The 24,360-nt window shown below is 70.6% G+C and carries 22 protein-coding genes and 1 pseudogene; 11 read left to right on the top strand and 12 right to left on the bottom strand.

Annotated elements, in window-relative coordinates:
- Positions 1-7 precede the first annotated feature (7 nt).
- Complete coding sequence (locus J7656_RS09840) at positions 8-1,171, bottom strand: sensor histidine kinase (protein ID WP_249191450.1); 1,164 nt, start codon at positions 1,169-1,171, stop codon at positions 8-10.
- Positions 1,172-1,291: 120 nt separating this feature from the next.
- Here J7656_RS09840 and J7656_RS09835 point away from each other — a divergent pair, with 120 nt between their 5' ends.
- Positions 1,292-3,535, top strand: a complete 2,244-nt coding sequence (locus J7656_RS09835) for a hypothetical protein (RefSeq protein WP_211553183.1) — start codon at positions 1,292-1,294, stop codon at positions 3,533-3,535.
- A 24-nt stretch (positions 3,536-3,559) separates the two neighbouring features.
- On the opposite strand, the gene glmU is transcribed toward J7656_RS09835, so the two are convergent.
- Positions 3,560-4,768: a bifunctional sugar-1-phosphate nucleotidylyltransferase/acetyltransferase gene (gene glmU, locus J7656_RS09830; protein WP_017343050.1), complete on the bottom strand. Its 1,209-nt coding sequence runs from the start codon at positions 4,766-4,768 to the stop codon at positions 3,560-3,562.
- A 128-nt stretch (positions 4,769-4,896) separates the two neighbouring features.
- Here glmU and J7656_RS09825 point away from each other — a divergent pair, with 128 nt between their 5' ends.
- On the top strand, positions 4,897-5,454 hold the full coding sequence (locus J7656_RS09825) for a DUF7342 family protein (RefSeq protein WP_017343051.1): 558 nt from the start codon (positions 4,897-4,899) through the stop codon (positions 5,452-5,454).
- 15 nt (positions 5,455-5,469) lie between these two features.
- Entirely contained in the window at positions 5,470-5,925 is a 456-nt protein-coding gene (locus J7656_RS09820) for a toxin-antitoxin system TumE family protein (protein ID WP_017343052.1), read from the top strand.
- On the opposite strand, the gene glmM is transcribed toward J7656_RS09820, so the two are convergent.
- The 4 genes from glmM to J7656_RS09800 form a co-directional block, all read right to left on the bottom strand.
- Positions 5,922-7,262 carry a phosphoglucosamine mutase gene (gene glmM / locus J7656_RS09815; protein WP_017343053.1) on the bottom strand — a complete coding sequence of 447 codons (1,341 nt, stop codon included), beginning with the start codon at positions 7,260-7,262 and terminating at the stop codon, positions 5,922-5,924. The two genes, J7656_RS09820 and glmM, sit on opposite strands and share 4 nt — an antisense overlap.
- Positions 7,263-7,302: 40 nt before the next feature.
- Positions 7,303-7,488, bottom strand: a complete 186-nt coding sequence (locus J7656_RS09810) for a hypothetical protein (protein WP_017343054.1) — start codon at positions 7,486-7,488, stop codon at positions 7,303-7,305.
- A 79-nt stretch (positions 7,489-7,567) separates the two neighbouring features.
- On the bottom strand, positions 7,568-9,067 hold the full coding sequence (locus J7656_RS09805; protein WP_017343055.1) for a lipopolysaccharide biosynthesis protein: 1,500 nt from the start codon (positions 9,065-9,067) through the stop codon (positions 7,568-7,570).
- Between the two features lie 294 nt (positions 9,068-9,361).
- Positions 9,362-10,165, bottom strand: a complete 804-nt coding sequence (locus tag J7656_RS09800) for a TrmB family transcriptional regulator (protein ID WP_026046204.1) — start codon at positions 10,163-10,165, stop codon at positions 9,362-9,364.
- A 464-nt stretch (positions 10,166-10,629) separates the two neighbouring features.
- Here J7656_RS09800 and J7656_RS09795 point away from each other — a divergent pair, with 464 nt between their 5' ends.
- Together J7656_RS09795 and J7656_RS09790 are read left to right on the top strand one after the other, a co-directional pair.
- A complete protein-coding gene (locus J7656_RS09795) occupies positions 10,630-11,427 on the top strand; it encodes a TrmB family transcriptional regulator (RefSeq protein ID WP_017343057.1) in 798 nt (265 codons plus the stop codon).
- Between the two features lie 51 nt (positions 11,428-11,478).
- Positions 11,479-11,715 (top strand): HalOD1 output domain-containing protein, encoded by a 237-nt coding sequence (locus J7656_RS09790; protein WP_017343058.1) that lies wholly within the window; start codon positions 11,479-11,481, stop codon positions 11,713-11,715.
- 434 nt (positions 11,716-12,149) lie between these two features.
- Here J7656_RS09790 and J7656_RS09785 read toward each other — a convergent pair whose 3' ends face one another.
- From J7656_RS09785 to J7656_RS09765, 5 genes are all read right to left on the bottom strand, one after another.
- Positions 12,150-12,326, bottom strand: coding sequence for a DUF7511 domain-containing protein (locus J7656_RS09785; RefSeq protein WP_017343060.1), 177 nt, complete (start codon positions 12,324-12,326; stop codon positions 12,150-12,152).
- Between the two features lie 78 nt (positions 12,327-12,404).
- Positions 12,405-12,719 (bottom strand): HalOD1 output domain-containing protein, encoded by a 315-nt coding sequence (locus J7656_RS09780; protein ID WP_017343061.1) that lies wholly within the window; start codon positions 12,717-12,719, stop codon positions 12,405-12,407.
- A gap of 90 nt (positions 12,720-12,809) precedes the next feature.
- Complete coding sequence (locus J7656_RS09775) at positions 12,810-13,073, bottom strand: HalOD1 output domain-containing protein (protein ID WP_017343062.1); 264 nt, start codon at positions 13,071-13,073, stop codon at positions 12,810-12,812.
- A gap of 112 nt (positions 13,074-13,185) precedes the next feature.
- Positions 13,186-13,740, bottom strand: coding sequence for a DUF7344 domain-containing protein (locus J7656_RS09770; protein ID WP_044965628.1), 555 nt, complete (start codon positions 13,738-13,740; stop codon positions 13,186-13,188).
- 201 nt (positions 13,741-13,941) lie between these two features.
- Positions 13,942-14,538, bottom strand: a complete 597-nt coding sequence (locus J7656_RS09765; RefSeq protein WP_017343064.1) for a DUF7344 domain-containing protein — start codon at positions 14,536-14,538, stop codon at positions 13,942-13,944.
- Positions 14,539-14,925: 387 nt separating this feature from the next.
- Here J7656_RS09765 and J7656_RS15095 point away from each other — a divergent pair, with 387 nt between their 5' ends.
- Together J7656_RS15095 and glmS are read left to right on the top strand one after the other, a co-directional pair.
- Positions 14,926-15,057 (top strand): hypothetical protein, encoded by a 132-nt coding sequence (locus tag J7656_RS15095; RefSeq protein ID WP_017343065.1) that lies wholly within the window; start codon positions 14,926-14,928, stop codon positions 15,055-15,057.
- A complete protein-coding gene (gene glmS, locus J7656_RS09760) occupies positions 15,057-16,871 on the top strand; it encodes a glutamine--fructose-6-phosphate transaminase (isomerizing) (RefSeq protein ID WP_017343066.1) in 1,815 nt (604 codons plus the stop codon). The genes J7656_RS15095 and glmS overlap by 1 nt, the downstream gene beginning before the upstream one ends.
- Here the strand turns inward: glmS and J7656_RS09755 are convergent.
- The gene (locus J7656_RS09755; protein WP_017343067.1) at positions 16,861-17,814 is read right to left on the bottom strand and encodes a glycosyltransferase family 2 protein; all 954 of its coding nucleotides are present in this window, start codon (positions 17,812-17,814) and stop codon (positions 16,861-16,863) included. The two genes, glmS and J7656_RS09755, sit on opposite strands and share 11 nt — an antisense overlap.
- A 199-nt stretch (positions 17,815-18,013) precedes the next feature.
- Between J7656_RS09755 and J7656_RS09750 the strand changes: the two genes are divergently transcribed.
- The 4 genes and pseudogenes from J7656_RS09750 to J7656_RS09735 all read left to right on the top strand — a co-directional run bounded on the left by J7656_RS09750 (position 18,014) and on the right by J7656_RS09735 (position 24,250).
- Complete coding sequence (locus tag J7656_RS09750) at positions 18,014-19,519, top strand: lipopolysaccharide biosynthesis protein (RefSeq protein ID WP_026046205.1); 1,506 nt, start codon at positions 18,014-18,016, stop codon at positions 19,517-19,519.
- 107 nt (positions 19,520-19,626) lie between these two features.
- Positions 19,627-20,800 (top strand): annotated as a pseudogene (locus tag J7656_RS15270) (FG-GAP repeat domain-containing protein).
- A gap of 139 nt (positions 20,801-20,939) precedes the next feature.
- Positions 20,940-22,529, top strand: coding sequence for an alkaline phosphatase family protein (locus J7656_RS09740; RefSeq protein WP_211553182.1), 1,590 nt, complete (start codon positions 20,940-20,942; stop codon positions 22,527-22,529).
- Positions 22,526-24,250: a hypothetical protein gene (locus J7656_RS09735; RefSeq protein ID WP_211553180.1), complete on the top strand. Its 1,725-nt coding sequence runs from the start codon at positions 22,526-22,528 to the stop codon at positions 24,248-24,250. Before J7656_RS09740 ends, J7656_RS09735 begins: the two co-directional genes overlap by 4 nt.
- The last annotated feature ends 110 nt before the right edge of the window (positions 24,251-24,360 follow it).

Here is a 24,360-nt window from a genome sequence, read left to right as displayed (position 1 = left end):
CGGGCGCTCAGTCCCCGGCCAGCGCCTCGTGGACCGGCTCCGCGGCGTTGACGTCGCTCACAGCGAAGCGGGTTCCCTCGTCGCCGGTGTCGACGGCGAGGTCCCAGCCGTGGCCCGATATCACGCGCTGGACGACCAACAGGCCGAGTCCGAACGACTTGATGTTCTCCGTGTCGGCCGCGGTGAGCGCGTGTTCGACGTCCGCGGGGAGCCCCGGCCCGTCGTCGCTGACGGCGAAGCCGTGCGCGTCGCCGGTGACCGTCACCGCCACGTCCGGGCCGCCGTGTTCGACGCAGTTGCGAAACAGGTTCTCGAAGAGCCGCCGGAGCCGCGCCTCGTCGGCGAGGACGGTCGTCCCAGCGGCGACCTCGACCGACAGCGTCGCGTTCCGCGTCCGGACCGTGTCCCACGCGTCGCGGACGACTCCGTCGAGGTCCACCTGCGTGCGCTCGCCCACGTCCGTCCCCTCCTTCGCCAGCATCAGACACTCGGCGATCATCGACTCCATGCGACCGAGCGCCCCCTGAACGCGGTCGAGGAAGTCGGCCGCCTGCCCGCCGACGTGCTCCTGCGCGAGCTCCGTGAACCCGATGGCCCCCGACAGCGGGTTCCGGAGGTCGTGGGCGACGATACCAGCGAACTCGTCGAGCCGCTCGTTCTGCTCGCGCAGCTCGGCGTAGTGTTTCTGCCGCTCGAGCTCGCTGCCAACCCACTCGGCGAGCACCGAAACGAAGTCGCGCTCCGCGTCCGTGATCGGGTCGTCGCGCGGCTCCTCGTCGGAGAAACAGAGCGTCCCGTACGTCTCGCCGTCAATGTCGATGACAGCGCCCACGTAGCAGTGGAGGCCGGTGATCCCGAGCGCGTCGTCGTCGCGGTACTCGCTGTCGCGCGCGTCGGCGAACCCGACCGTCTCGCTGCTCTCGACGACGTGGCGGCACCACGTCCCGTCGAGGTCGACGACGCCGCCCTGCGCGTAGGGACCGCTCTGGATGTTTGTTTCGACGACCTCGTACCGGCCGTCGCCGGTGTACGAGAGCACGCCGTTGTCCACGCCGAGGTGCTCTTGGCCGACGTCGATCGCCTTCCGAATGCGCTCTTCGGCCGAGAGGTCGGTCGCGGTCAACTCGAGCAGGCTCTTGAAGGGGTCAGAGGGGGGCGTGTCGGGTGACATGGTGAGTAAACTGGCCGTTACCGACGGTAAGGGGCGGCCGTCGGATAAAAACGCGAGTTTCGCTTGCCCCTCGCTCCGTCGGAGAAGCAGGCTTAACCATCTCCTCCCGTACGTGAGGCTGTGCGCAGACGCCGGTTTCTGGGTCGCGTCGGGGTCGCGGGAGCGGTCGGCACTGCCGGCTGCGGCTTCCGCGGCGACGCCGACGGGTCAAGGGGCGACGGTCCCGGCGCGGACCCTTCCCGCCGTTTTCGCGTCGCCGACGAGGGCTTCGAGGTCGCAGTCGACGACGGCGGCTTCGAGCCGATCGCAGTCCGCGGCGTGAACCTCGGAATGGCCAAGCCCGGGCGGTTTCCGGGCGAGGCGGCGATCACCCGCGCGGAGTACGACCGCTGGCTACGGCTGATGGGCGAGCTGAACGTCAACGTGGTCCGCGTGTACACCGTCCATCCGCCCGCGTTCTACCGGGCGCTCGCGGCGTACAACCGCTCGCACGCGGATCCGATCTACGTCCTCCACGGCAACTGGATCGGCGAGGAGACGCTCCGCGAGGCGGGGGACGCGACGGCGCTGTCGGCCGCCTTCGACCGCTCGGTGCGACAGGTCGTCGACGCCGTCCACGGCGCGACGACGGTCGAGCCGGAACCCGGGTACGCGAGCGGGACCTACGACGCCGACGTGAGCGACGCCGTCCTCGGCTACGTCGTCGGCATCGAGTGGCCGCCGGCGGTCGTCGCGGAGACGGACCGGGTGAACGAGGCGACCGGCTACGACGGAAAGTTCCTCGCCGCGCCCGACGGCTCCCCGTTCGAGGCATGGCTCGCGGGCCGCCTCGACGCCGCGGTCGCGTACGAGGCGAGCGAGTACGGCGCGCAACGGCCCGCGGCGTTCACCAACTGGGTGACCACCGACCCGCTGGAGCACCCGTACGAGCCGTTCGTCAACGAGGATGCGGTCTCCGTCGATCCGGACGCGGTCGTCGCGACCGACGCCTACGACGCCGGGACGTTCGCCGCCTACCACGTCTACCCGTACTACCCGCCGCTGTTGAACGAGACGCCGGAGTACGTCGACTACGTCGACCACCGCGGCGAGCCGAACAGCTACGCCGGCTACCTGAACGACCTCGTCGACGCGACCGACCACCCGCTGCTCGTCGCGGAGTTCGGCGTCCCTGCCTCCCGCGGGATCGCCCAGCGCGACGTCCACGGCCGCGACCAAGGCGGACACACCGAGACCGAGCAGGGGGAGATCATCGCCGCGATGTACGCGGACATCCGCGAGGCCGGGACCGCTGGTGGGGTCGTGTTCAGCTGGCACGACGAGTGGTTCAAGCGGACGTGGAACCTTGCCCCCTTCTCGGACCCGAACCGCCGCCCGTTCTGGTCGAACGTCCAGACGCCGGAACAGCGGTTCGGGCTCCTCGCGTTCGACCCGGCCGACGCGGTGCCGCTCGACGGGTCGCCCGAGGCGTGGGCGGACGCGACCGCCGCGACGGCTGAGCGCGAGCCCGTCCGGCTCGGCGACGGCGCCGACGCGGCGCGCGAGCTGACGGCGGTCCGCGTGACGAGCGACGCGGCGTACCTCAACGTCCGGCTCGAACTCGCGGGCCTCGACGGCGAACCGGACTGGGACGCGACGAACTACCTCCTGGCGATCGGGACCACCGACGCCGGCGCACGGGCGCTCCCGTACGGGGTCGACGCGGCGGCGCCCGCCGACTTCATCGTCCGCCTCGGCGGCCCCGACACCTCTCGGGTGACGGTTCACCCCCGGTACGACGCCTTCGCGTACGAGTACGGCGCCGAGGCCGGCCTCGACCTCGACCGATACCGAAACCCCATCCCTGGTGACTTTACCCCGCTCCGGCTGGTGATCAACCGCGGGTACACCGTCCCGGTGACGGACGAGTACGTCCCCTTCGAGTCGGTGGAGACGGGGGAGCTGCGCTACGGCAACGGGAACCCCGAGTCGCCCGCGTACGACTCGCTCGCGGACGTCCACGTCGCGCCGTCGAGCGACGCGATCGAGCTCCGGCTCCCCTGGGGGCTGCTTAACGTCGCCGACCCGAGCCGTCGGCGTCGGCTGGGCGACCTCTGGACCGACGGCCTCGACACCCACGAGACGATGGAGTCGATCGACGTCGCCGCGGCCTCGTACGCCCCCGACGGCGCCGACGGGACGGCGCGGCCGCTCGACGCCGAAACGAACCTCACGCACGCGGCTCCGGGCGCCGCGGACGGCGCCCTCGAATCCCTCGAGTTCGTGCCGCCGACGTGGGACCGCCCGGCATACACGGAGCGGCTCAAGGAGTCGGCCGACGCGGTCGCCGAGGTCTTCGAGCGGTACGCGCGGGGAGAGGAGTGAGCCCCTTCTTGTGTCGCCAGCGCGCTACTCCGAGAGCCGGTCGCGCGTCAGCGCCTCGCCCGGCCCGGTTGTCTCTCCGGCGCCCAGTACGACGCCGGCGTTCAGCGACGTGTTGATCCCCGTCTTCGCCTCGTCGCCGACGATCGCGCCCAGCTTCCGACGCCCGGTGTCGACGCGGTCGCCCTTCACCGTCTGCCGGACGTTTTCGCCGTCGTGCCGGAGGTTTGCGACGTTCGTCCCTGCCCCGAAGTTCACCGCGCGGCCCAGCACCGAGTCGCCGACGTACGAGAGGTGGCCGACCGAGGCGTCCGCCATCAGCACCGAGTTCTTCACCTCGACCGAGTGACCGACGTGGGCCCCGGGCCCCACGACGGTCGCCCCGCGGACGTAGGCGTTCGGCCCCACGTCGGCGCCCTCGCGGATCAGCGCCGGGCCCTCGATATAGGCACCCGAACGGACTCGCGCGCCCGCCTCGACGACGACCGGCCCGTGGAGGTGGACATCCTCCTCGACGGTACCGGCGAGGTCGCGCTCGTCGTCGAGCTCCGCGAGCGCCAGCTCGTTCGCCTCCAGCAGCTCCCACGGCCGGCCGACGTCGAGCCAGGTCCCGTCGTACCGCGCCACGTCGATCCGGCGGCCGTCGCCAAGCAGCAGGTCGATCGTCGTCGTGATCTCATACTCGCTGCGCTCGCTTTCGGGCGTGCGCTCGATGTACTCGAACACCTCCGGCTCGAACGCGTAGCAGCCGACGTTCGCGAGGTTCGTCGGCGGGTCGGCGGGCTTCTCGACGATCCCCGCGAGCGAGCCGTCGGCGGCAGTCGAGAGCACGCCGTACGCCCGCGGGTCGTCGACCTCGGTGGCCGCCACGGCCGGCGCGCCCGCGTCGGCGAGCGCGCGCGGGAGCGAGGCGTCTACGACGACGTCGCCGTTGAGCACGAGGAAATCGTCGTCGACGACCGGTTCCGCCTGCGCCACGGCGTGGGCGGTCCCCAGCGCCTCCGCCTGTTCGACGTAGTGGACCGGGCGGTCGCGGTACGACTCGCCTATGCTATCGCGGATCGCGTCGCCGCGGTAGCCCGTCACGACGACGAACTCGTCGACGACGTCGCGGGCGGCGTCGAACACCTGTTCCAGCAGCGAGCGGTCTCCGACCGGGAGGAGGGGTTTCGGGCGGCGGTCCGTCAGCGGTCGCATCCGAGTCCCGCGGCCGGCCGCGAGCACGACTCCGTACATGGACGGGCCGACGGCGGGGCGGGGTTTAGCCGCTGCGGTCGGTGCGGTCGCCGGGATCGAATACGTAGTATTGGACGTTATATCTCTGCTACCAAAGATATATGTCTCTTACACCGCGACTAGACGGTATGTCGAACGACACCGCCGCCGACTCGTCGTCGGATCAGGACCGCGAGGCCCGGCGTCGATGGAAACGCGACCGGACCACGTTTCAGCGGGTGTACGACGTGATGACCGGCGTGACCGAACACGCGTCGGCGAGCGAGATCGCCGAGCGCGCGGACTGTTCGCCCGACGGCGCGCGAAACGCGCTCACTCAGCTGGCCGAGCTGGGGATCGTCGACCGGCGCGGGAGTCGTCCCGCCGAGTACCGCCGCAACGAGTCGTACTTCGAGTGGAAGCGCGTCGAGACGCTGGCCGACGACCACACCGCAGCGGCGCTCCGTGAGCGCTTAGACGACCTCCTCGCCGAGGACGCCGACCTCCAGGAGTCGTTCGGCGTTCCCGACCCGGACGCCGTCTCGGTCGCGCCGGTCGAAGGCGGCGACCACGCGGCGGTCCACGACCGGCTGGAGTCGCTGTCGCGGTGGCGCACGGTGCGGCACGACATCGAACTCCTCCAGCGGGCCGTCTCGCGGGCCGAGGCGCGCGGGCGCGACGGGACCGACCTCCGCGGGTCGGCCTGAGGCCTCCCGAGCCACATGTCGGACGGTGACGACGCCGAGACCGCGGCAGACAGCGGTCGGCTCGACCGGACGACGATGGAAACGATCGGGCGCCGGGCGGCGACAGACCCGCTGGTCGAGTCCTGGCGGTTCGAGCCGGACCGGATCGCTCCCCGGTCGCTGGTGCTCACGCTGGACGCGACCGCGTATCCGTCCGCGGTCGACGCCGCCCGGATTGACGTCCACTGGTTCGTGACGGGCGACTACTACTTTCATTACGTCGAAGAGCGGGGAGCGTCTCGCTTCCAGTGCCGCTGGGGCCGCCACCCGAAGACCGACGCGCCGAGGACCCACTTCCACCCGCCGTCGGACGCGAACGGCGTCGAACCGTCACCGCTCGGCGACCACCACCTCGACGTCCTGTTCTCGGTTCTCGACTGGGTCGCGGAGCGCGTCGAGCGACGCCACGACGAGTCGGACCGATCCGCCTAAGACGCGTCCGCGGCGGCCCGCTCCACGAGGTCGCGCGCCGTCTCGAACAGCGCGTCCGCGTCGGCCTCGTCGCGCGCCTCGGCCGTGATCCGCACCAGCGGCTCGGTGCCGCTCGCGCGCACGAGGAACCAGCCGGCGTCCGTCTCGACCCGGACGCCGTCGAGCGTCGACACGTCGTCGTACTCGGCGGCCGCGACCTCGCCGACGCGGTCGACGATTTCCCCTTTGTACTCCGTCCGCACCGAATCTCTGCGGATCGGGTAGGAGGGAAGGGCGTCGACGAGCGCGGCGAGCGACCCCTCCGCGCCGACGAGCGCGGTCAGCACGCAGGCCGCGAGCGGGCCGTCCGGACAGAGGGTCCGCTCGGGCCAGATCCACGCGCCGCTGGGCTCGCCGCCGAAGGCGACGCCCGGCTTCGCCGCCTCCGCGGCCACGTACGCGTCGCCGACGGGCGTGTACGTCACCTCGGCGCCGACCTCCGCGAGCGCGTCGGCGACGAGCAGGCTGGTATCAACGGGGACCGCCACGCGGTCGCCCGCGTCGGCCGCGCGGCGGCCGAACAGCGCGAGCAGCGCGTCGCCGGCGACGAACCGCCCGCGCTCGTCGACCGCCATCATCCGGTCGGCGTCGCCGTCGTGGACGACCCCGAGGTCGGCGTCGGTCGCCGCGACCACCTCGCAGGCCGTCTCGCAGTTCGCCGCGGTCGGCTCGCTGGGCCGGCCCGGGAACCGGCCGTCGCGCTGGCCGTTAAGCGTCTCCACGTCGCAGCCGGCGGCGTGAAGCGCGTCGGCGGTGACGCGCCCGACGCCGTTGCCGAGGTCGACGACGACCGACAGGTCGTCCGGGAGTGGCACGCTCTCGCGGAGGGCGCGCTCGTGGAGCCGTCGGGCGTCGCCCCCGGCGACCACGTCCCGCTCCTCGACCGCGCCGATCCCGTCGTGGCCGGCGAGCGCGAACGCCTCCGTCTCGACGATCTCGGTGATCCGCGCGTTCGCGTCCTCGCCGAACGCCCGCCCGTCGCTCCGCCACAGCTTGATCCCGTTGTCGGGCGCCGGGTTGTGCGAGGCGGTGACGACGGCGCCGGCGTCGGCGCCCTCGCGGGCGACGGCGCGGGCCACGGTGGGCGTGGCCTCGACCCCGACGTCGATCACGTCCGCCCCGCACTCGGTGAGCCCCGCCGTGAGCGCCCGCGTGAGCATCCGGCCGCTGTCTCGCGCGTCGCGACCGAGCACGACCGTCTCCGCGCAGTCCGTCGCGAGCGCGCGCCCCACGTCGAGCGCGAGGTCGGCCGTGACCGCCTCGCCGACGCGTCCGCGCACGCCGCTGGTTCCGAACATACCGCGGCTTCTCCGCGGGGCGAAAAGACGTTTCGGGTCGCTACGGTCGGAACGCGCTTGACCCGGCGGCGTCGCCGGCCGCGGAGTCGCCGCGTCGCGCGCCGGCCTCGGGCTCGGTTCGCCGTCGCTCTCGGGACTCGGAGTCGGCGGCCCGCGACGCCGCTTGCTCCGTCCGCGGCCCGCCGCCGCCGCCGCCGTCGCGAAGCCCGTCGCGGAAGTCCTCCATGTCCGGGTGCCGTTTCTCGGGTCGCCGCCGGTAAGTCGGCGGCTACGCGGCGGCGCTCACCCCTCGTGCGGGCTCCCCATCAGAGGCTCCGTCTGAATTGACCGAGCAACGCCTGAAGCCCGATCTCGTACCGCCGCTCGGCAGCGAGCAGGAAGAGCCCGTACACCGCGATTCCGGTGAGCACCGTGGCGACGAACGAAACGGCCGGCCCGGTCGTCGCGGTGACGGCCCGCCGGACGGCGAGCGCACAGGCGCCCATGAGCAGGCTCCCCGCGACCGGCACCGCCACGACCGCGACGAGCGAACGCAGATCGTCGTCGATAAGCCGGAGCACGAGCACCGTCGCGATCGGGATGCCGACGACGCTCGTTACCAGGACCGACAGCGCCGTCCCGACGAGCCCGTACGCCTGTGTCAGCGGATAGATCGTGACCACCATGAGAACCAGCCGGATCGCGTGGATCTTCGCGTTGTAGTCGGGCTGGCCGAGCGCGCGGAACAGCGGCGACGCGCAGGTCCGGACCGAGCGGAGGACGCCGAAGACCGCGAGTACCTGCATTGGCGCGACCATCGCCCCCCATCCGTCGCCGAGGAAGGTCGGGACGAAGACGGGTGCGACGACGGCGATCCCGACGCCCATCGGGATCGACGCCAGCGAGGAGAACTGGAGGACCCGGTGGAATCCCTCCCGAAGGGCGGCCTCGTCGTCTTGGATCTTCGAGTACGCGGGCATCGACACGCGGGAGATGGTGTGTGCGATCTCGGTCGCCGGCGCGTTCGACAGCCGATAGGCGACCTGATACAGGCCGAGGCTGGCGGAGCCGAGAAGTCGCCCGACGAAGATGTCGTCGCCGTCGGTGTAAAAGAAGGATATCACCGACTCTCCGAATATCCACTTCCCGTAGTTTATCAGCATCGCGGCGCGGTCGCGGTCGAACCGGGGCCACGGGCGGTAGTCGTGGATGACGTACGACGCCACCAGTTGGACGAGGTTGCCGACGACCGCCCCGGCGACGAGCGCCCACACGCTCGGGGTGACGAGGGCGTAGCCGACGGCGACGACGAACCGGGAGGCGGCGCCGCTGAACGACATCGCGAACTCCTTGTGGAACTTCAGGTCCTTCTCGAAGTAGACCGCCCCCGGGTTGTACAGCGCCTGTAACAGCATTACGAGAGCGATCGCCCGCAGAATCGCCGTCGCGCGCGGCTCCGCGAAGAAGGTCGCGATGAGGGGAGCGCCGACGATCGTGATCCCGGCGATGAGGGCCCCGCGGAGGATCTGGAGGGTGAACACGGTGTCGAGGTAGGGGTCGACGTTCTCCTCCTGTCGCTGGATGAGCGCCGTGTCGAAGCCGAGCCGCGAGAACCGCTGGAGGGCGGTGAGCGTGAGCGTCGCGATCCCGTACAGCCCGAAGTCCGCCGGCGAGAGGAGACGGGCGAGGACGACGAGCAACGTGATCTGGAGGAGCTGTCCGCTGGCGTTGGTGACTGCGGTCCAGATGCCGTTCGTCACCGTGCGCGACGAGAGACTGCCGGACGGGGAGAGCGCCCGCTTGAGCCACCGCAGCAGCCGTCTCATCGGCTGAATCGGACGCCGTCGACGTCCGTGGGAAGGTGGGGGACGGAGCGGTCCGCCGAGAAGCTCGTCGCGACTGCGTCCGGTTCGGGGAGACGCCGACCTGTCATATAGATACGTTCCAGTAGGGCGACGACGGCCGGTTTAGTATGCGTGTCCTACCGTGCGATTCGCCCCCGACCCGTCCTTCGTGGACCGTGCTCCGGGCCTCCTCGTCGCCGAAAAGCGCGTCTCGATCGCGAGGTCACTGGCGAGTACCGCTAACAGGTCGCTCGCGACGGCGTGCCGAGCCGCGACTCAGGGTTTCGGGTCGCGGCCGGGAATCAGCCCCTGCGCCATCAGCCGGCGCGAGATCACGACGAGGCCGTTGCCGAACCCCTCGCCGTAGATCGCCTGTTCCCGGCCGCTCTGTCGGAGGATCGAACTCACGAGCAGCGTCGAGCGGTCGGCCAGGAGGAGCCGCCCGACCGCCGTCTCGTCGTCGACCGGGTCGGTGCCGCGCAGCCACTCCAGCCCGGAGACGAACGTCGTGGCGTCCGGCACGGCCGCGCGGATCTCGTCCTGGAGCGGCTCGGTCAGCGCGCCGATTATCAGGTCGGTGTCGCCGTCGACGCCGTTGAGCGTCTCGACGAGCTCGTCCGTGAGCAGCGACTCGTCGCCGAGGACCAACACGATCTCCTCGGTCGCCTTCTCGATGAGCTGGCCCGTCCGGTTCTCGATCGCGTCGCTCCCGGTTATCGCCCAGATCTGCTGGGCGGGCTTGGAATCGTCCTCGTCGGCGAGGTCGACCGTGTCGAGGGCGCCGCGGAGCCGCTCGACGCGGTCCTCGTACTGGTCGCGGAGGGTCTCCGTCGCTTCTTCGAGCGGGACCGCGCGGAACCGCTGGGGGCTCGAGTGCTGGATCTCGACTAACCCCTGCGCCTCGAGGACGCGTATCGCGTCGTACACGCGGGTCCGGGGGACCTCGGTGATCTCGCTGAGCTTCTTCGCGGTCCCCGTCTCGAGCCGGGTCAGTCCCACGAAACACCGCGCTTCGTACTCCTTCAGGCCGAGCTGTTGAAGGATCTCGACCGCCTCCGCCACGTTTTCTGATGTGTCCATGTGTCCCAACCTCTCGGGAGCGCGTCCCGAGATTCAGACGATGATTGTCCCCCGGAACGGATAGGTATTGTTACTCTGCGAGTAACGCCGAAACCGGGTGAAAAATCTTTTTTGACTTTTTGCGTAACAGCCTGACCAAAGAAGGACACACTGTTATTCTTTCGATCACACAGTGGCCCGAACTCCCTCCCGGGGCATCGAGGTATTTCGCGTCTTTTTGAGACGTACCTGAGTCTGAGAAAATTCGAGAGCTCGAAGTGTCAGAGAAGCTTCCCGGAGGGGCGGCCCGTCGCCTGACCCGCCAACTATGTAACCCGGTTAATCACACAAGGAATAAGCCCGTGGGAATCGACCGTTCGATCGCACGCGGATCAGCTCTGTGTCCCAACCACCGCGCTGCCGCGTGCCGTTCCGGCCACGCCGTCAGAGGGTGGCCGGACTGTCTTTCGCGCTCGACCACACCGATGAACGACGACCCCGCCGACGACCCTCGCGCCGTCGCCGTCGAACAGCTGGAGCAGTTCGGGCTGAGCGAGTACGCCGCCCGGACGTTCGTCGCGCTTTCGAGTCTGGAGTCGGGGACGGCACGGGAGGTGAGCCAGGCGTCGACGGTGCCGCGTACCCGCGTGTACGACGCGATCGACGAGCTGCGCGACCGGGGGCTCGTCGACGTCCTCCAGTCGTCGCCCAAGGAGTTCCGGGCGACGTCCGCCGAGACCGCGGGCCGGACCTTCGAACACGAGCTCCGACACCGGACCGAGCTCCTGCGGACGGCGCTTGGCGAACTCGAGCCCGCGGGCCACCGGACCGAACAGCAGGGCGTGTGGACGGTCACGGGCCAGCAGGCGGTCACCGGACGGGTCGTCGAGTTCCTCGCGGACGCCGAGGATGAGGTCGTCTACATGACCGTCGAGGACCTCCTCACCGACAAGGTGATCGACGCGCTGAGCGCGGCCGCGGAGCGCGGCGTCACGATCAAGCTCGGCGGCGTCTCCCCGGAGGTACAGGCGCGCATCCAGGACGACATCCCCGGGGCGACGATGTTCGAGTCGCTGTGGCTCTGGTCGGATACTCCGGCGGGGCGGATCATGCTGGTGGACGGCCGGGAGACGCTCGCGAGCGTACTCGTCAACGGCGCGGACGCGTCCCCGACGGACCCCCGGTCGGAGACCGCCATCTGGGGCGCCGGCGAGACGAACAGCCTCGTCGTCGTTTTGAAGGCCATCTTCGCGTGGCGGCTCGGCCCGGAGCCAGCGGACTGACGGCGATCGATACGGACAGCCTTTTTTACGACCGGCGAGCAACTTTTGCCAATGGCGCGAGCCCTCCCAGAACAGATCGCGCGAGCTATCGCCGACGCCGAGTCGGTGGAGCCCGACGAACTCGACGTCTGTTTGGAGGACCACGTCCCGACCGACGCGATCCGCGACCTCGTGGCCCACGACAGCGACTCGTGGCGGCTCCAGTTCGAGACGCCGGACCACGTCGTCGAGGTCACCGGCAACGACCGGATCCTCGTCGACGGCGAGCGGGTCGGCACGTTTTCCTGACCGTACTCCGTCGCGTTCCGTCCTACGGAGACGTTACTCCTCGCTCGGGACCAGCATCTCCGGGTCGCGATCGTACTTCGGCGTGGCCACGAACGTCGCGATGCGCTGCTTGTCGGCTTCCGTGATGGAGCTTTCCATACGTACTCGTTAAGCCGTAGTAACTTGAGTAATCAGCCCGTTCCGAGCGGTAGGAGCCTGATACCGGGGCAGTTTCGTCCCACATCGCCGGATCGGTCGCACCGTGTCGTCGGACTGCCCGTCCCGTGCGATCGAGCCGTTGGTCTCCTTCCGCCGACCGGGCTCCGGCGCTCGGATCCGTCGCGGACGCGCCGCCCACCCGCTCGCCGCTCCTCGCTGTCATCAAAAAGAACGCCGCCCGGAGCGACCGCTCACCCGGGCGGCGCGCCGCTCGCGTCGACCTCCGGTCCGGCCGGTCAGCGCATCGAGGCCGCCGAGCAGTACGCGCCCTCGCGGGCGGTGATCCACGCGGTCGTCCGCTCGTCCTCGCCGGCGTCTCTCGGGAAGATCGTACACTCGGTCGCCGCCCCGTCGTCGCTGACGATCGCCGCCTCGAACACCTCGTATTCGGGAGCCCGTGAGTCAGTGTTCATCCGGTCTCGGTGTACAGCGACGAAGCCTATCGTTATGGGCGTCCTACGAGAACGCACTCGGGACCGCGCTCGGCCCGCCTACGGCTCCGCGTCGTCGTCCGCGCCGAGCGGCCGGACGGAGACCGTCCCGTCGCTCTCGGCGGTCACCTCACAGCCCGCGAACCCGAACGTGACCGAGAGGCCGCAGCCGCTGGCTCGGACCAGCGAGTCCAGCGCGTCCGTCTCGACCGAGTCGTACAGCTGCGGGAGCGCCAGCGGGTCGCGGCCCGTCGCGGTCGCCACGGTCTCGACGACGCCGGCGCTCGGCGACGTCGCGGTCCAGTCGTAGGTATCGCGGTGTTCGCGACCGCGCTCGGCGCTCGATTCGACGGCGACTCGGTCTACGTCGGTCATCGGCTTACCTGAACTCTGACGAACCCGGTAGTAATTCTTGTGGATTCCGCGCCCGCTCCCGGGAGGCCTGACCCGCCCTCAGCACCACCCTCAGACGCGCCGGTCCGGCGACCCGGTGATCGGGTCGCGCTGCGGTCGGACGTACACCGTGGCGTCGCCCCGCACGAGGACGGCCATCCCCGCGTACGAGAACGTGACGGCCACGTCGTGCGCGTGCTCGCTCGTCACTAACGCGTCCAGCCCGTCGGTGTCGACCGACTCGGAGAGCGGCGGGAGCGCGTCCACCGGCTCGCCGAGCGCGTCGGAGACGGTCTCGGTCACGGTCACGCAGATCTCTTCGCAAACCCGGCTCATACCCTCGAATCACACGGCGACCGGTTAATAATAAGCCACATATCGAGCGCACCCGCGTGCTTACTCGACCCGGGCCGCACGCGGCCCTCCCCTTACCGGGCCGCTCGGGGGTTCACCGGTCGTACTGGCTCAGCTCGACCGGGATCTCCTCGGTCGCGGTCCGCTCGTGCCAGTACTGGCCGACGGCCGACCCGACGAACGCGACGCCGATCCCGACGGCCAGAATCGGCGTCGGGAGCGCGCCGAACCCCGGCGCGTTCACGGTGAGCAGCGCCAGCGCGGCCGTCCCCGTGACCGCGAGGACGAGGTAGTGAAACCGCCACGGGTACGACGGGTCCGACTCCGTCGTGAGGTGGTCGTCGATGTCGTCGGCCCGGGCGGCCAGCCGGACCTCGCCGGCGTCCTTGTCATACTCGATGGTGTTCATCTCCGCCATCTTCGGGAGGTGCGTCTGGTAGAGGGAGACGTAGACGCGCTTGCGCTGCTGGCTGGTCAGCTCCTCGGCCGTGACGTCGTTCTCCATCGACGCGATCTCCGTGGCGAGCTCCTGGATCCCGACCGCCTCGCCGCGCGTTCGGAGGTAGTACAACACCATTCGGCGGCGGTGGTTGCTCAGCAGCTCGAAGACCCCGTCGGGCGTCAGCCGCTCCGCGTCGGCGGCGCTCATCGCCGCGGGCACCGGTCTCGGCTGTCGGTTCGGTCCACGTCCATGCCCGTGTGTCCCACATACGGGCGTTAGTTATGGACCGTATTACCGGGAGTACGAGACTCCTACCCGGCGTCGGGGGCGGGAGTCGAAGTCGAGACAGAGCTGGAGCGGTGGCTCTCGGAGCGCGGACGGGGCGGCGACAGCGCTGCGCCGCGCGAACTACCGCAGGAACCGGAGCGTCGAGACGCCGACCAGCCCGCCGACGAGGAGCGCGGCCACGATCAGTAGCGGCGCGTTCGAGGTGACCGCGCCGACGAGGACGGGGACGACGAGCAGGAGCGTGGCGGTGAGCGACAGCGTCGAGTGGTAGCGCGTCCACGCGGAGTCGTCGGGCCCCTCGTCGACCGAGAGGTACCGCTCGAACAGGAGCGTGTGCTCGCCGGGCTCGATCCGGCCGCGCGGCTTGTTGTACGAGATGGCGCCGTAGTCGTGCATCTTCGGCAGGTGACACTGGTAGAGCCCGACGTACACCCGCTTGCGCTCCTGTGAGGTGATCTGTCGCACGTCCTTCCCCGTCTCGCGCGCGGCGATGGCCTCGGCCAGCTCGTCCAGGGTCACCTCTTCGCCGCTCTCGATGAGGTACCCGAGCACGCGCCGGCGGCGCTCGTTTTTCAGGATCTCGAACAGCTGGTCGAACCCGATCGGCGCGTCCTCGATCGCCGGCGTCTCGACGTCCGACGCGGTGGTCGCCGGGGCCTCTGTCTCCGCGTCGGTCTGCTCCTGTTCGCGGCGCTCGCCCTCCGGTTCGGCGCTCATGTCTCTCTCCCGCTCCGTGCCGTCTGATCTGTGCTTGGTCCGCCCGTGGTTCCGTTCATTGGTGTCGACGTGTCGTGTGTCTCAATTGTGGTGCTCGGCTCTGTGCAGAGAAGGTCTCGCTTGACCCGTCAACGTCGCCACATCGGTATATATAGGTGACATTTTCACGGCGGTTTTCTGTTGTGAGTGACTGAGTGACACTCTAAGGGGTCGACACCCGGACGCCACAACGGTGTCCGAATGGCACCAATACGGGCCTCAAGAGGGGCTCTGTCGGGGTTAGAGGGCGTCGAGGATCGGGACGACCAACGCAGGTACTAGCAGCTTACTCGCGGGCCGGTCGTAAATTCGGTCCATAACAAAGTGAACATCCCGGAACGAGCGGGTATGCAACGCGAATCCGAGGCGACCGCGGTCGCCGCGCCTCCCGGCCGTACGGTGCGGCCCGCGAACCCCGCCCGCGACGCGAGTGGTCCCGAGACGACAGCGCCCGCCGACGCGCCCGGGGTGACCGCCTGATGTGCGGCATCGTGGCTCGCGTCGGCGAGGGCGACGACTCGACGGACGAGCTGCTCGTCGGCCTCGACAACCTCGAGTACCGCGGCTACGACTCGGCCGGGATCGCCGTCCGGAGCGACCGCGGCCTGGACGTCCGCAAGCGCGCGGGCGGCATCGACGACCTGCGGAGCGCGGTCGCGGCGGACCCGCCGCGCGGCGCCGTCGGGATCGGCCACACGCGCTGGAGCACCCACGGACCCCCGACGGACGCCAACGCCCACCCGCACACGGACTGTACGGGCGACGTGGCGGTCGTCCACAACGGAATCATCGAGAACTACGACGAGCTCCGCGACGCCCTCTCGGCGGCTGGCCACCGGTTCGACAGCGACACCGACACCGAGGTCGTACCCCACCTGATCGAGTCGGCGCTGGCGGACGGCGCCTCCCCGGCCGAGGCGTTCCGGTCGGCCGTCGACCGCATCGAGGGGAGCTACGCCGTCGCCGCCGTCGTCGGCGACCGCGACGTCGTGTACGCGGCCCGCAACGACTCGCCGCTCGTGGTCGGCGTCGGCGACTCGACGCGGTACTTGGCCAGCGACGTCCCCGCATTCCTAGAGTTCACCGACCGCGTGGCGTACTTAGAGGACGGCGACGTGGTCCGGCTCACCCCGGACGAGTTCACCGTCACCGACGAGCGCGGCGAGCCGGTCGACCGGCCGGTCGAGACCGTCGACTGGGACCCCAAGGACACCGGGAAGGGCGGCTACGACCACTACATGCTCAAGGAGATCAACGAGCAGCCGACCGCGCTCGGCCGGTCCGTCCGCGGGCGGGCCGACCCCGAGGCGGGGACGGTCGACCTCGACGGCTTCCCGCCGGGGACCTTCGAGGGGATCGAGCGGGTCCACCTGGTCGCGATGGGAACCTCCTACCACGCGGCGATGTACGCCGAGTCGCTGCTCGCGAGCCGGGGCGTCCCGGCGCGCGCGTTCATGGCCTCCGAGTACGCGACGGCGCCCCCGCCCGCGGAGGACGGCACGCTCGTGGTGGCGATCTCCCAGAGCGGCGAGACCGCGGACACCATCGCGGCCGTCAGGGCGGCGAGCGCGGAGCGGACGCTGGTGGTGACGAACGTCGTCGGCTCGTCGCTGACGCGGGAGTGCGACGACGCGCTGCTGGTCCGGGCCGGCCCGGAGATCGGCGTCGCCGCGACGAAGTCGTTCTCCTCGCAGGTGGCGACGCTGTCGCTGCTCGCCGAGCGGCTCCGCCGGGACGTGGTCGGCTCGCCGTCGCCGGACGCGGCCGCGTTCCTGTCGGCGCTGACGGCGCTGCCGGACCAGGTACAGCAGGTGGTCGAGAGCGGCGCGGCCGAGCGGGTCGCCGACTCCTTTGCCGACTCAGAGGCGTACTTCTTCATCGGCCGCGGGCCGGGTCACGCGGTCGCCTTGGAGGGGGCGCTGAAGTTCAAGGAGATCACCTACGAGCACGCCGAGGGGTTCACCGCCGCCGAGCTGAAGCACGGGCCCCTTGCGCTCGTCACCGAAGACACGCCGGTGTTCGCGGTGTTCGACGGCCGCGACGGGGACACCGAGACGCTCGGCAACGTCCAGGAGATCCGGGCCCGCGGCGGGCCGGTCGTCGCCGTGGCGAGCGGCGACGCGCCGGACGTCGCGGACGCGGTCGACCACGTGTTGCCGGTCCCCGCCACGCACCCGGACCTCGTGGGCGTCCTCGCGAACGTCCAGCTCCAGCTCGTCGCCTACCACGCCGCGAAGCGCCGCGGCCGGTCGATCGACAAGCCGCGCAACCTCGCGAAGAGCGTCACAGTCTGAGGCCGGGTCGTCGCGCCGCGAGCGACTCGTACGCCCGCCGCAGCCGCCTGACGCCGCGTCGCGCAGGCTCGCCCCCGAGCGACAGCGTCAGGTACAGCCAGGTCCGTCTCCGCCCCGGCTCGCGTCGGAGCGAGCGCAGCAGCCACCGACGCGCCTCGCCGTACCGCCCGGCCTCCATCGCGGTCGCGCCGAGGGTCAAGGAGAGCGACGCGACGAGCGCGCGCTCGCAGTCGGGGCCGAACTCGGCGGCCAGCTCCCGGTGCGTCTCGACGAACCGGGGGTAGGCCACGTCGCGGGCGGCCTCGAAGTCGTCGGTGAGCTGGTCGTACTCCCCGAACCCGCGTCGGACCAGTTCCTCGCTGATCGCCCGGAACCGCCCGTGCTTCGAGAGGCGGACGTACCACTCGCGGTCCTCCCAGATCGGGAGTTCCTCGTCGAACCCGCCGGCGGCGTCGATCGCCGTCTTCCGGACCATGACCGTCGATGTCGGCCCGGAGGCCGCTCCGCGGAGGAGGGCCTCCGTGACGTCGCCGGACAGCGACGGGGTGCGACCGCCGACGCGCTCCCCGTCGCGCACGGCGAACTGCCCGGTGTAGACGGCGACGACGCCGGGGGCGAACGCGTTCACCTGTCGCTCGGTCTTCTCCGGGACCCACCTGTCGTCGTCGTCGAGGAACGCCACGTACTCCCCGCTCGCCGCGCGGATCCCGACGTTGCGGGCGGCGCCCGGCCCCTCGCCGTCGTCGCGCCGGTACGTCACAGGGAGGTCCCCGGCGCCGCGGCGCACCAGCGGCTCGACCGAGTCCGCGGAGCCGTCGACGACGACGACCTCGAGGTTCGGGTACGTCTGACCGCGGAGGCTGGCGAGCGCCCCCTTCAGCTTCGCCGGGCGATCGCGCGTTATCACGACCGCGCTGACCAGCGGTCGGTCCTGCGTGTCCATCGGTTCGACGTGGCCGCGGGAGGGGTATTGTTAGGACGGTCGTTACGGGCGGATCTCGGCGGCGCCGACCGCTCCGGTACCGCTTCGGCCCCGCGGGCGTCGTCCCGTCGCGGCGAGCCGTCCCGCCGCCTCGGATCGGTAACGCGTACATAACAATGCCCGCGACGCGGGTCTGCCGGAACAGAGTTCTCACCGCACTATGTCACCGCTCTCTTCGCTCCGTCGACTCCTTGTCCGTCTCACCCCGGGCGGCGATCTCACTGAACAGACGGTGAAAAGCGGCATCTGGGCCACGGTCACGAACGTCCTCGACCGGGGCCTCCAGCTGCTGATGATCGCGATACTCGCCCGGATGCTCACGCCGGCCGACTTCGGACTGCTGGGGATCGCCCTGCTGACGCTGACGGCGTTCAAGCGGTTCTCGAACATCGGGTTCGACCAGGCGCTCATCCAGAAGGCGTCGGGCAACGTCGACCGCTACCTCAACACGTACTGGAGCATCGAGATCCTCCGCGGCGCCGCGCTCGGCGGTCTCCTCTTTCTCGTCGCGCCGCTCGTCGCCGGCTTCTTCGGCGAGCCGCGCGCCGCCCCGCTGCTCCGGGTCATCGCGCTCACGCCCCTGCTGCTCGGGTTTCGCAACCCCGGTATCGTCTACTTCCGGAAGAATCTGGAGTTCCACAAGCAGTTCGTCTACACGATGAGCGGGTCGGTGACGAACTTCGCGGTCGCGCTCGCCGTGGCGCTCGCCACCCAGAGCGTCTGGGCGCTCGTGTTGGGGTACGTCGCCTCGGACGCCGCGCGCCTGCTGGCGTCGTACGCCGTCCACGGCTACCGCCCGTGGCCGGAGCTCGACGTAGAGGTCGTGCGCGACCTCCTCGGCTTCGGAAAGTGGATCACCGGCTCCGAGAGCGTCTACTTCCTCATCAACCAGGGCGACGACGCGGTGATCGGCTGGCTGCTGTCCGCGTCGTCGCTCGGCCTCTACCAGGTCGCTTACCAGTTCGCCAAGGCGCCGGCGACGGAGATCTCGCAGATCATCTCCAGCGTCGCCTTCCCGGCGTACTCCCAGCTCCAGGACGACATCCCGGCGCTCAGAGCGGCGTTCTTCCGGACGCTCCAGGTGACGATGGTGATCTCCTTTCCCGCCGCGGTCGGCATCGCGGTCGTCGCCCCGACGTTCGTCGAGGCCGTCCTCGGCCCCGGGTGGGAGCCGGCAGTCCCGGTGATGCGGGTGGTGGCGGTGTACGGGCTGCTCATCGCGCTCGGCTCGGCGTACTCCCCGGTGTGGAAGGCGCTCGGTCGCCCCGACTATATGGCGAAGCTCGGTGTCTTCCGACTCGTGTTGACGGCGCTCATCATCATTCCCGTCACCCGCGAGTTCGGCATCGTCGGGACCGCGGCGACCGTTCTCGGCGTTTACGTCTTCCCGATGATGCCGATCGACGTGTACCTCGTGATCAACTCGGTCGAGACGAGCCTCGGTCGGCTGCTCCGGGAGATGTCGTACCCGGCCGTCGCGAGCCTCCTCATGGGCGGGGTCGTCTTCTGGCTCCAGTCGACGCTGGCGTTCGAGTGGGCGATCCTCGAACTGATCGTCCTCGTCGCGGCCGGCGGCGCGGTGTACGGAGCCGCGGTCGCGGCGCTCGAACTCGGACTGAACTGGAACCTGCGGGAGACGCTCCGGAGCTTCGCCGGAGCGATCTGAGCGCCGACGGAACACTTGACATCCTCTCCGCGCTGAAGCGCGAGGCTTTCTCCTTGATTCTCCGTAAGCGATCGGTAACAATGCCGACCTCCCGCGAAGGTGAACCCATGCAGACACAGCGACTCCGCTTTCGCCACGAGGTCCTCGACCCCGCCCCCCGACGACGAAGCTGGGCACCTGCCTGACGACCGACCTCACCGGCAACGGCCGGCCGGACGTGGTCGTCGGCGGGGCCGGCCCGGAGACGAAGCTGTTCGTCGGCGGCGGTCGAACCCGGCTCCCGAGCGCCGAGGGGATCCGGCAGGCGACGGGGCTCGCCGGGCCGAACCTGTTCTGGTACGAGAACCCCGGCTGGGAGCGCCACGCCATCTCCGACGTCCCGCAGCTCGGCGTCGGTTGCGCGCTCGGCGACGTCGACGGCGACGGCCGCGTCGACGTCCTCGCCGGGCAGGGGATCCACAACAGCGGCGTCTTCTGGTTCGAACGGCCCGCCGACCCCGGGGGAGCTGGGACCGACACTTGGTGACGGACCGCTTTGAGAAGTACCACGACCTCGCGTTCGGCGACGTGGACGACGACGGCCGCCCCGAGGTGGTCGGGCTCTCGCAGCGCTCGGAGACGGTGTTCTACTACGACGTGCCGGCGGACCCGACCGAGGGTCCGTGGCCCGAGGCGAACTGCCACGTCGTGGACGGGGACAGCCGCGCCGAGGGCGTGTGGATCGGCGACGTCGACGGCGACGGCCGCACCGAGCTGGTCGTCGGGACGGACCTCTACCGCCGCCGCGAGGGGACCCACGAGTGGGACGCGGAGCCGATCGCCGAGGGCTGGGACGACGTCCGCGTCGCGGTCGGCGACGTCGACGGCGACGGCGAGCCGGAGGTCGTGCTGGCGGAGGGCGACTCCCCCACCTACGGCACTCACCCCGGACGGGTCGGCTGGTTCGACCGGCGCGAGGACGGCTGGGCGGGGACCGTGCTCGCGGACGACCTATTCTGCCCGCACAGCCTCCAGCTAGCCGACTTCGACGGGAACGGGCATCTCGACATCTACGCGGCGGAGATGAGCCTCGGCGAGAACGAGACCCCCCGCCACTACGTGTTCAGGAACGACGGCGACGGCCGCTTCGAGCGGACCGTCGTCGCGGAGGGGGTCGAGACCCACGAGGCGAAGGCGGTCGACCTCACCGGCTCCGGGCTCCCGGACGTCGTCGGCAAGTCGTACACCCCGGACCACCACGTCGACCTCTGGTACAACGAGTCCGGGGACGGCGGCGCGTGACCCGCACTCGACCTCGAGTGACGACGGTCCCCCACCCGGTAACAGTGGCTTACTCCGGTACGGCGGCTATAACAAATCCGCCCCCGCCCGAAGCGGGCACAATGACTCGGATCGAACCGCGGCGGCGGGGGCGGTTCCGGTGACCGCGGACGGCGAGCGCGCGTTCGTCTTGGGGCTCGACGGCGTTCCGTGGCGGCTGATCGACTCGTGGATCGACGACGGCGAGCTCCCGGCGTTCGCGGAGCTGGTCGCCGAGGGCGCCTCTGGGCCGCTCCGGAGTTCGACGCCCGCGAACACGCCGGTCGCGTGGCCCTCCATCGCGACCGGGGCCTGGCCCGACCGGCACGGGATATACGAGTTCGTGAAGCTCGGCGCCGACCACGGGCAGCGCCCGTACAACCGTGAGGACATCCGGCAGCCGCCGCTGTGGGACCTGCTCTCGCCGTCGGTCGTCGCGAACGTGCCGATGACGTACCCCGCCGGCGGCGTCGGCGAGGACGGGGCGATGGTCGCCGGGATGATGACGCCGTCGCCCGACTCGGACGGGTTCGCGTACCCGCCCGAGCTGGGCGCGGCGATCCGCGAGGAGATTCCGGACTACCGGGTCGGGCTCAAGTGGCACCGGTACGGCGACGACCGGCGCGAGGAGTTCCGCGAGGAGTTCGAGACGCTGTTCGCGGGGCGGCGCGAGCTGCTGCGCTCGCTCATGGAGCGGGAGGCGTGGCGCCTGTTCTTCTTCGTGTTCACGGCGCCCGACCGGCTCCAGCACCTGATCTGGGACGAGGACGTCATCCTAGACCACTACCGGGAACTCGACGCCGTCCTCGCGGAGGTAATGGCGTACTGCGACCGGCTCGGCGCGACGCTGTACGTCGTCTCCGACCACGGGTTCGGGCCGGTCTCGCGGGTCGTCAACGTCAACCGAGCGCTGGCGGACGCGGGGCTGTTGATGCCGAAGGAGGCGACCGGCGTCCGGGCCGCTCTCTCGCGAACGGGCGTGACGAAGTCGCGCGTCCTCGACGCCTTATCGCGGGTCGGGGTCGACGACGAGACGCTCGTCGAACGGCTCCCGGCGTCGGTCGTTGACGGCGTCGCCCGGACGGTGCCGGGCGATCACGCCCTCTACGACGTCGAGGCCGAGCGCACGTCGGCGTTCCTCCACGGGCTCGGCAGCGTGTACGTCAACGACACCGCCCGGTTCGACCGGGGGGCGGTCGACCCGTCCGACGTGGACCGGGTCAAGGCCGAGGTGATGCGGACGCTCTCCGCGCTCACGGACCCCGAGACCGGAGAGCGGGTCCTGACGGTTCACGACGGCGACGAGCTCAACCCCGAGGACGAGTTCGCGCCCGACGTGGTCGTCGAGGGCGTCGCGGGGTACCACGTCAAGCCGGGGCTCGCGGAGGAGACCGTGGTCGACGCCGACGGGATCGCCGGCTACCACCGACCGGAGGGCGTGTTCTTCGCCCGCGGCCCCTCGATTGCGTCCGGGGCGACGGTCGAGGGCGCGTCGGTCGTCGACGTGGCGCCGACCCTGCTCCACGCGCTCGGCGAGCCGGTCCCCGCGGCCGCGCAGGGGCGGGTGTTGACGGAGGCGTTCGAGCCCGGATCCGCGCCCGCGACCCGGGAGGTATCGCGGGTCGACCGCGGCGCGTCCGACACGCCGACCGACGCCCCCGGGAGCGAGGAGGCGGTCGAGGAGCGGCTCCGCGGGCTGGGGTATCTGTGATCCCCGACGACGAGCGCGCCGACGATGCCGAGGGGGCTCGCGGCCGGCGCGCGTACCTCGGCGCGCTCGGCGCCGCGGCGGCGTCGGTCGCCGGCTGTCTGGGTTCCGGGAACGACGACCCGAGAGACCGGGGATCCGACGCCCCGGCGAACGGAACCGACGGCGGCGACGAGACCGACGACGACGAGATCGACGTCGACGGACTGGACGACCGCCACGGGATCGCGTTCGACCGTGTGCTCAACGCGGTCGACGACCTCGGACTCGACCCCGCGGGGGAGACCGCGGCCAACGAGGACCTCGAAACGGCGCTGTCGACCTCGGGGACGCTCGTGACGTTCCCGGAGGGAACCTATCGGTTCGAAGACACCGTCGGGCTGGAATCGGAGCGGATCGGGGTGTTGGGGCTGGGCGGCGTCGCGTTTGTCCCCGACTTCGGCTTCAGCGACCTGCTGTTCGACGGGCAGGGCGTGACCCTCGACAACGTGCTGGTCGAGAACGTCGACATCGACATCCGTGCGCCGGCGACGACGACCGGCATCAGGCTCAACTGTCGCAACCGGTTCCACGTCGAAAACGTCGAGTACGTCGGCCGCGGGACGAACGGGTCGCCGGGCGGGACGACGAGCGCGTTCCTGCTCGCGATCCGCGCCGAGGACGGCCGGGGCGTGCTGCGGAACGTGGTGGCGAAGAAGGGCTCCCGGATCGACGGCTACGAGGGCGGGAACGGCCGGATCGGCGTCTGGGTCGGCTGGACGAACAAGGGGACCGTCCGGATCGAGGGGTGCGACTTCCGCGAGTTCGGCAACAACGGCGTGTACGGCTCTCGAACGCCCGGGCAGGTCGAGATCGTCGACAGCTACTTCCTCAACAACAACGTCTGCGGCCCGCGCATCGGCGGGGCGGGGAGCTACGTCGAGAACTGTACGGTCGAGATCGACCTCGACAGGTACACCGGCGGGGCGGTGGACACCACGACGGAGTTCAACACCCGGGCGATCGTCGTCGAGCAGGGGATCCAGCGCGCGGGCTCGCCGCCGATCGAGGCCGGCGCGGAGATCCGCGGCTGCACGCTCCGCGCGCTCAGCTCGCCGCGCTCGCAGTCGGTCGTCGAGCAGTCGCCGGTCGCGCGCAGCCTCACCGTCCGCGACACGGAGATCCGGTGCGACATCGACGGGACGTCGGCGGTGCGCCGCGGCCCGGTCGGGTCGCTTCCGTACCGGCCTGACCGGCGGCGACCGCCGCTCCCGCACTGGACGCGGCTGGAGAACGTCAGCGTCGGCGGGAGCGCGGCCGGCGGCGTCGCGGTCGACCTCCGGCTGGCGCCCGAGTCGCGCGTGACCGACTGCGAGATCACCTGTCGGGGCGCGGACCGGGACGGGGTCCTACTCGACCTCTCGCCGCGCAGCGAGGTGACCGGGAGCTCGATCCGGACCGACGGACACCCGATCGTCGTCGACGCCGACGCGACCGCGACGGGGGACAGCCTCCTGTGCCTCGGCCTCGAAACCGTTCTGGAGCGGTTCGACGAGGACGGAGACGCCGGCGGACTCACGGCCGACCCGTCCCTGCTGCGGACGCTCGTCCGGAGCGACGGCCGCGTCTGCTTCGGGCTTGGGTCCGCCGCGTTCGGCGACAGCTCCGATCCCGACTCGCTCCGGTTCGGCATCGATGCGCTCGACGACGGCGTCCCGGTCGGTCGGTTCCTGAACCGGTCGTGACGGCGGCGCTCCCGCGCGCCGTCGCCGGTCCGCGGCTCGCCTCCGGCCGGCGGATCGGTTTCGGACCCCGGACCCCGCGGTAATAGCGTCCTACTCGCCGGTGCGGACGG

Origin of the sequence: Halorubrum ruber (genome assembly GCF_018228765.1) — an archaeon.
Taxonomy (GTDB): domain Archaea; phylum Halobacteriota; class Halobacteria; order Halobacteriales; family Haloferacaceae; genus Halorubrum; species Halorubrum ruber.
The sequence above is the reverse complement of the archived record's forward strand: the minus strand, read 5'-3'. Positions and strand labels throughout refer to the sequence as shown.

Coding starts and splice junctions, on each gene's coding strand:
- J7656_RS09800 (WP_026046204.1), bottom strand. CDS start 10,165: ATGGACACATCAGAAAACGTGGCGGAGGCGGTCGAGATCCTTCAACAG.
- J7656_RS09840 (WP_249191450.1), bottom strand. CDS start 1,171: ATGTCACCCGACACGCCCCCCTCTGACCCCTTCAAGAGCCTGCTCGAG.
- J7656_RS09805 (WP_017343055.1), bottom strand. CDS start 9,067: ATGAGACGGCTGCTGCGGTGGCTCAAGCGGGCGCTCTCCCCGTCCGGC.
- J7656_RS09825 (WP_017343051.1), top strand. CDS start 4,897: ATGTCGAACGACACCGCCGCCGACTCGTCGTCGGATCAGGACCGCGAG.
- J7656_RS09795 (WP_017343057.1), top strand. CDS start 10,630: ATGAACGACGACCCCGCCGACGACCCTCGCGCCGTCGCCGTCGAACAG.
- glmU (WP_017343050.1), bottom strand. CDS start 4,768: ATGTACGGAGTCGTGCTCGCGGCCGGCCGCGGGACTCGGATGCGACCG.
- J7656_RS09790 (WP_017343058.1), top strand. CDS start 11,479: ATGGCGCGAGCCCTCCCAGAACAGATCGCGCGAGCTATCGCCGACGCC.
- J7656_RS09780 (WP_017343061.1), bottom strand. CDS start 12,719: ATGACCGACGTAGACCGAGTCGCCGTCGAATCGAGCGCCGAGCGCGGT.
- J7656_RS15095 (WP_017343065.1), top strand. CDS start 14,926: ATGCAACGCGAATCCGAGGCGACCGCGGTCGCCGCGCCTCCCGGCCGT.
- J7656_RS09785 (WP_017343060.1), bottom strand. CDS start 12,326: ATGAACACTGACTCACGGGCTCCCGAATACGAGGTGTTCGAGGCGGCG.
- J7656_RS09755 (WP_017343067.1), bottom strand. CDS start 17,814: ATGGACACGCAGGACCGACCGCTGGTCAGCGCGGTCGTGATAACGCGC.
- J7656_RS09820 (WP_017343052.1), top strand. CDS start 5,470: ATGTCGGACGGTGACGACGCCGAGACCGCGGCAGACAGCGGTCGGCTC.
- glmM (WP_017343053.1), bottom strand. CDS start 7,262: ATGTTCGGAACCAGCGGCGTGCGCGGACGCGTCGGCGAGGCGGTCACG.
- J7656_RS09750 (WP_026046205.1), top strand. CDS start 18,014: ATGTCACCGCTCTCTTCGCTCCGTCGACTCCTTGTCCGTCTCACCCCG.
- J7656_RS09775 (WP_017343062.1), bottom strand. CDS start 13,073: ATGAGCCGGGTTTGCGAAGAGATCTGCGTGACCGTGACCGAGACCGTC.
- J7656_RS09770 (WP_044965628.1), bottom strand. CDS start 13,740: ATGAGCGCCGCCGACGCGGAGCGGCTGACGCCCGACGGGGTCTTCGAG.
- glmS (WP_017343066.1), top strand. CDS start 15,057: ATGTGCGGCATCGTGGCTCGCGTCGGCGAGGGCGACGACTCGACGGAC.
- J7656_RS09810 (WP_017343054.1), bottom strand. CDS start 7,488: ATGGAGGACTTCCGCGACGGGCTTCGCGACGGCGGCGGCGGCGGCGGG.
- J7656_RS09765 (WP_017343064.1), bottom strand. CDS start 14,538: ATGAGCGCCGAACCGGAGGGCGAGCGCCGCGAACAGGAGCAGACCGAC.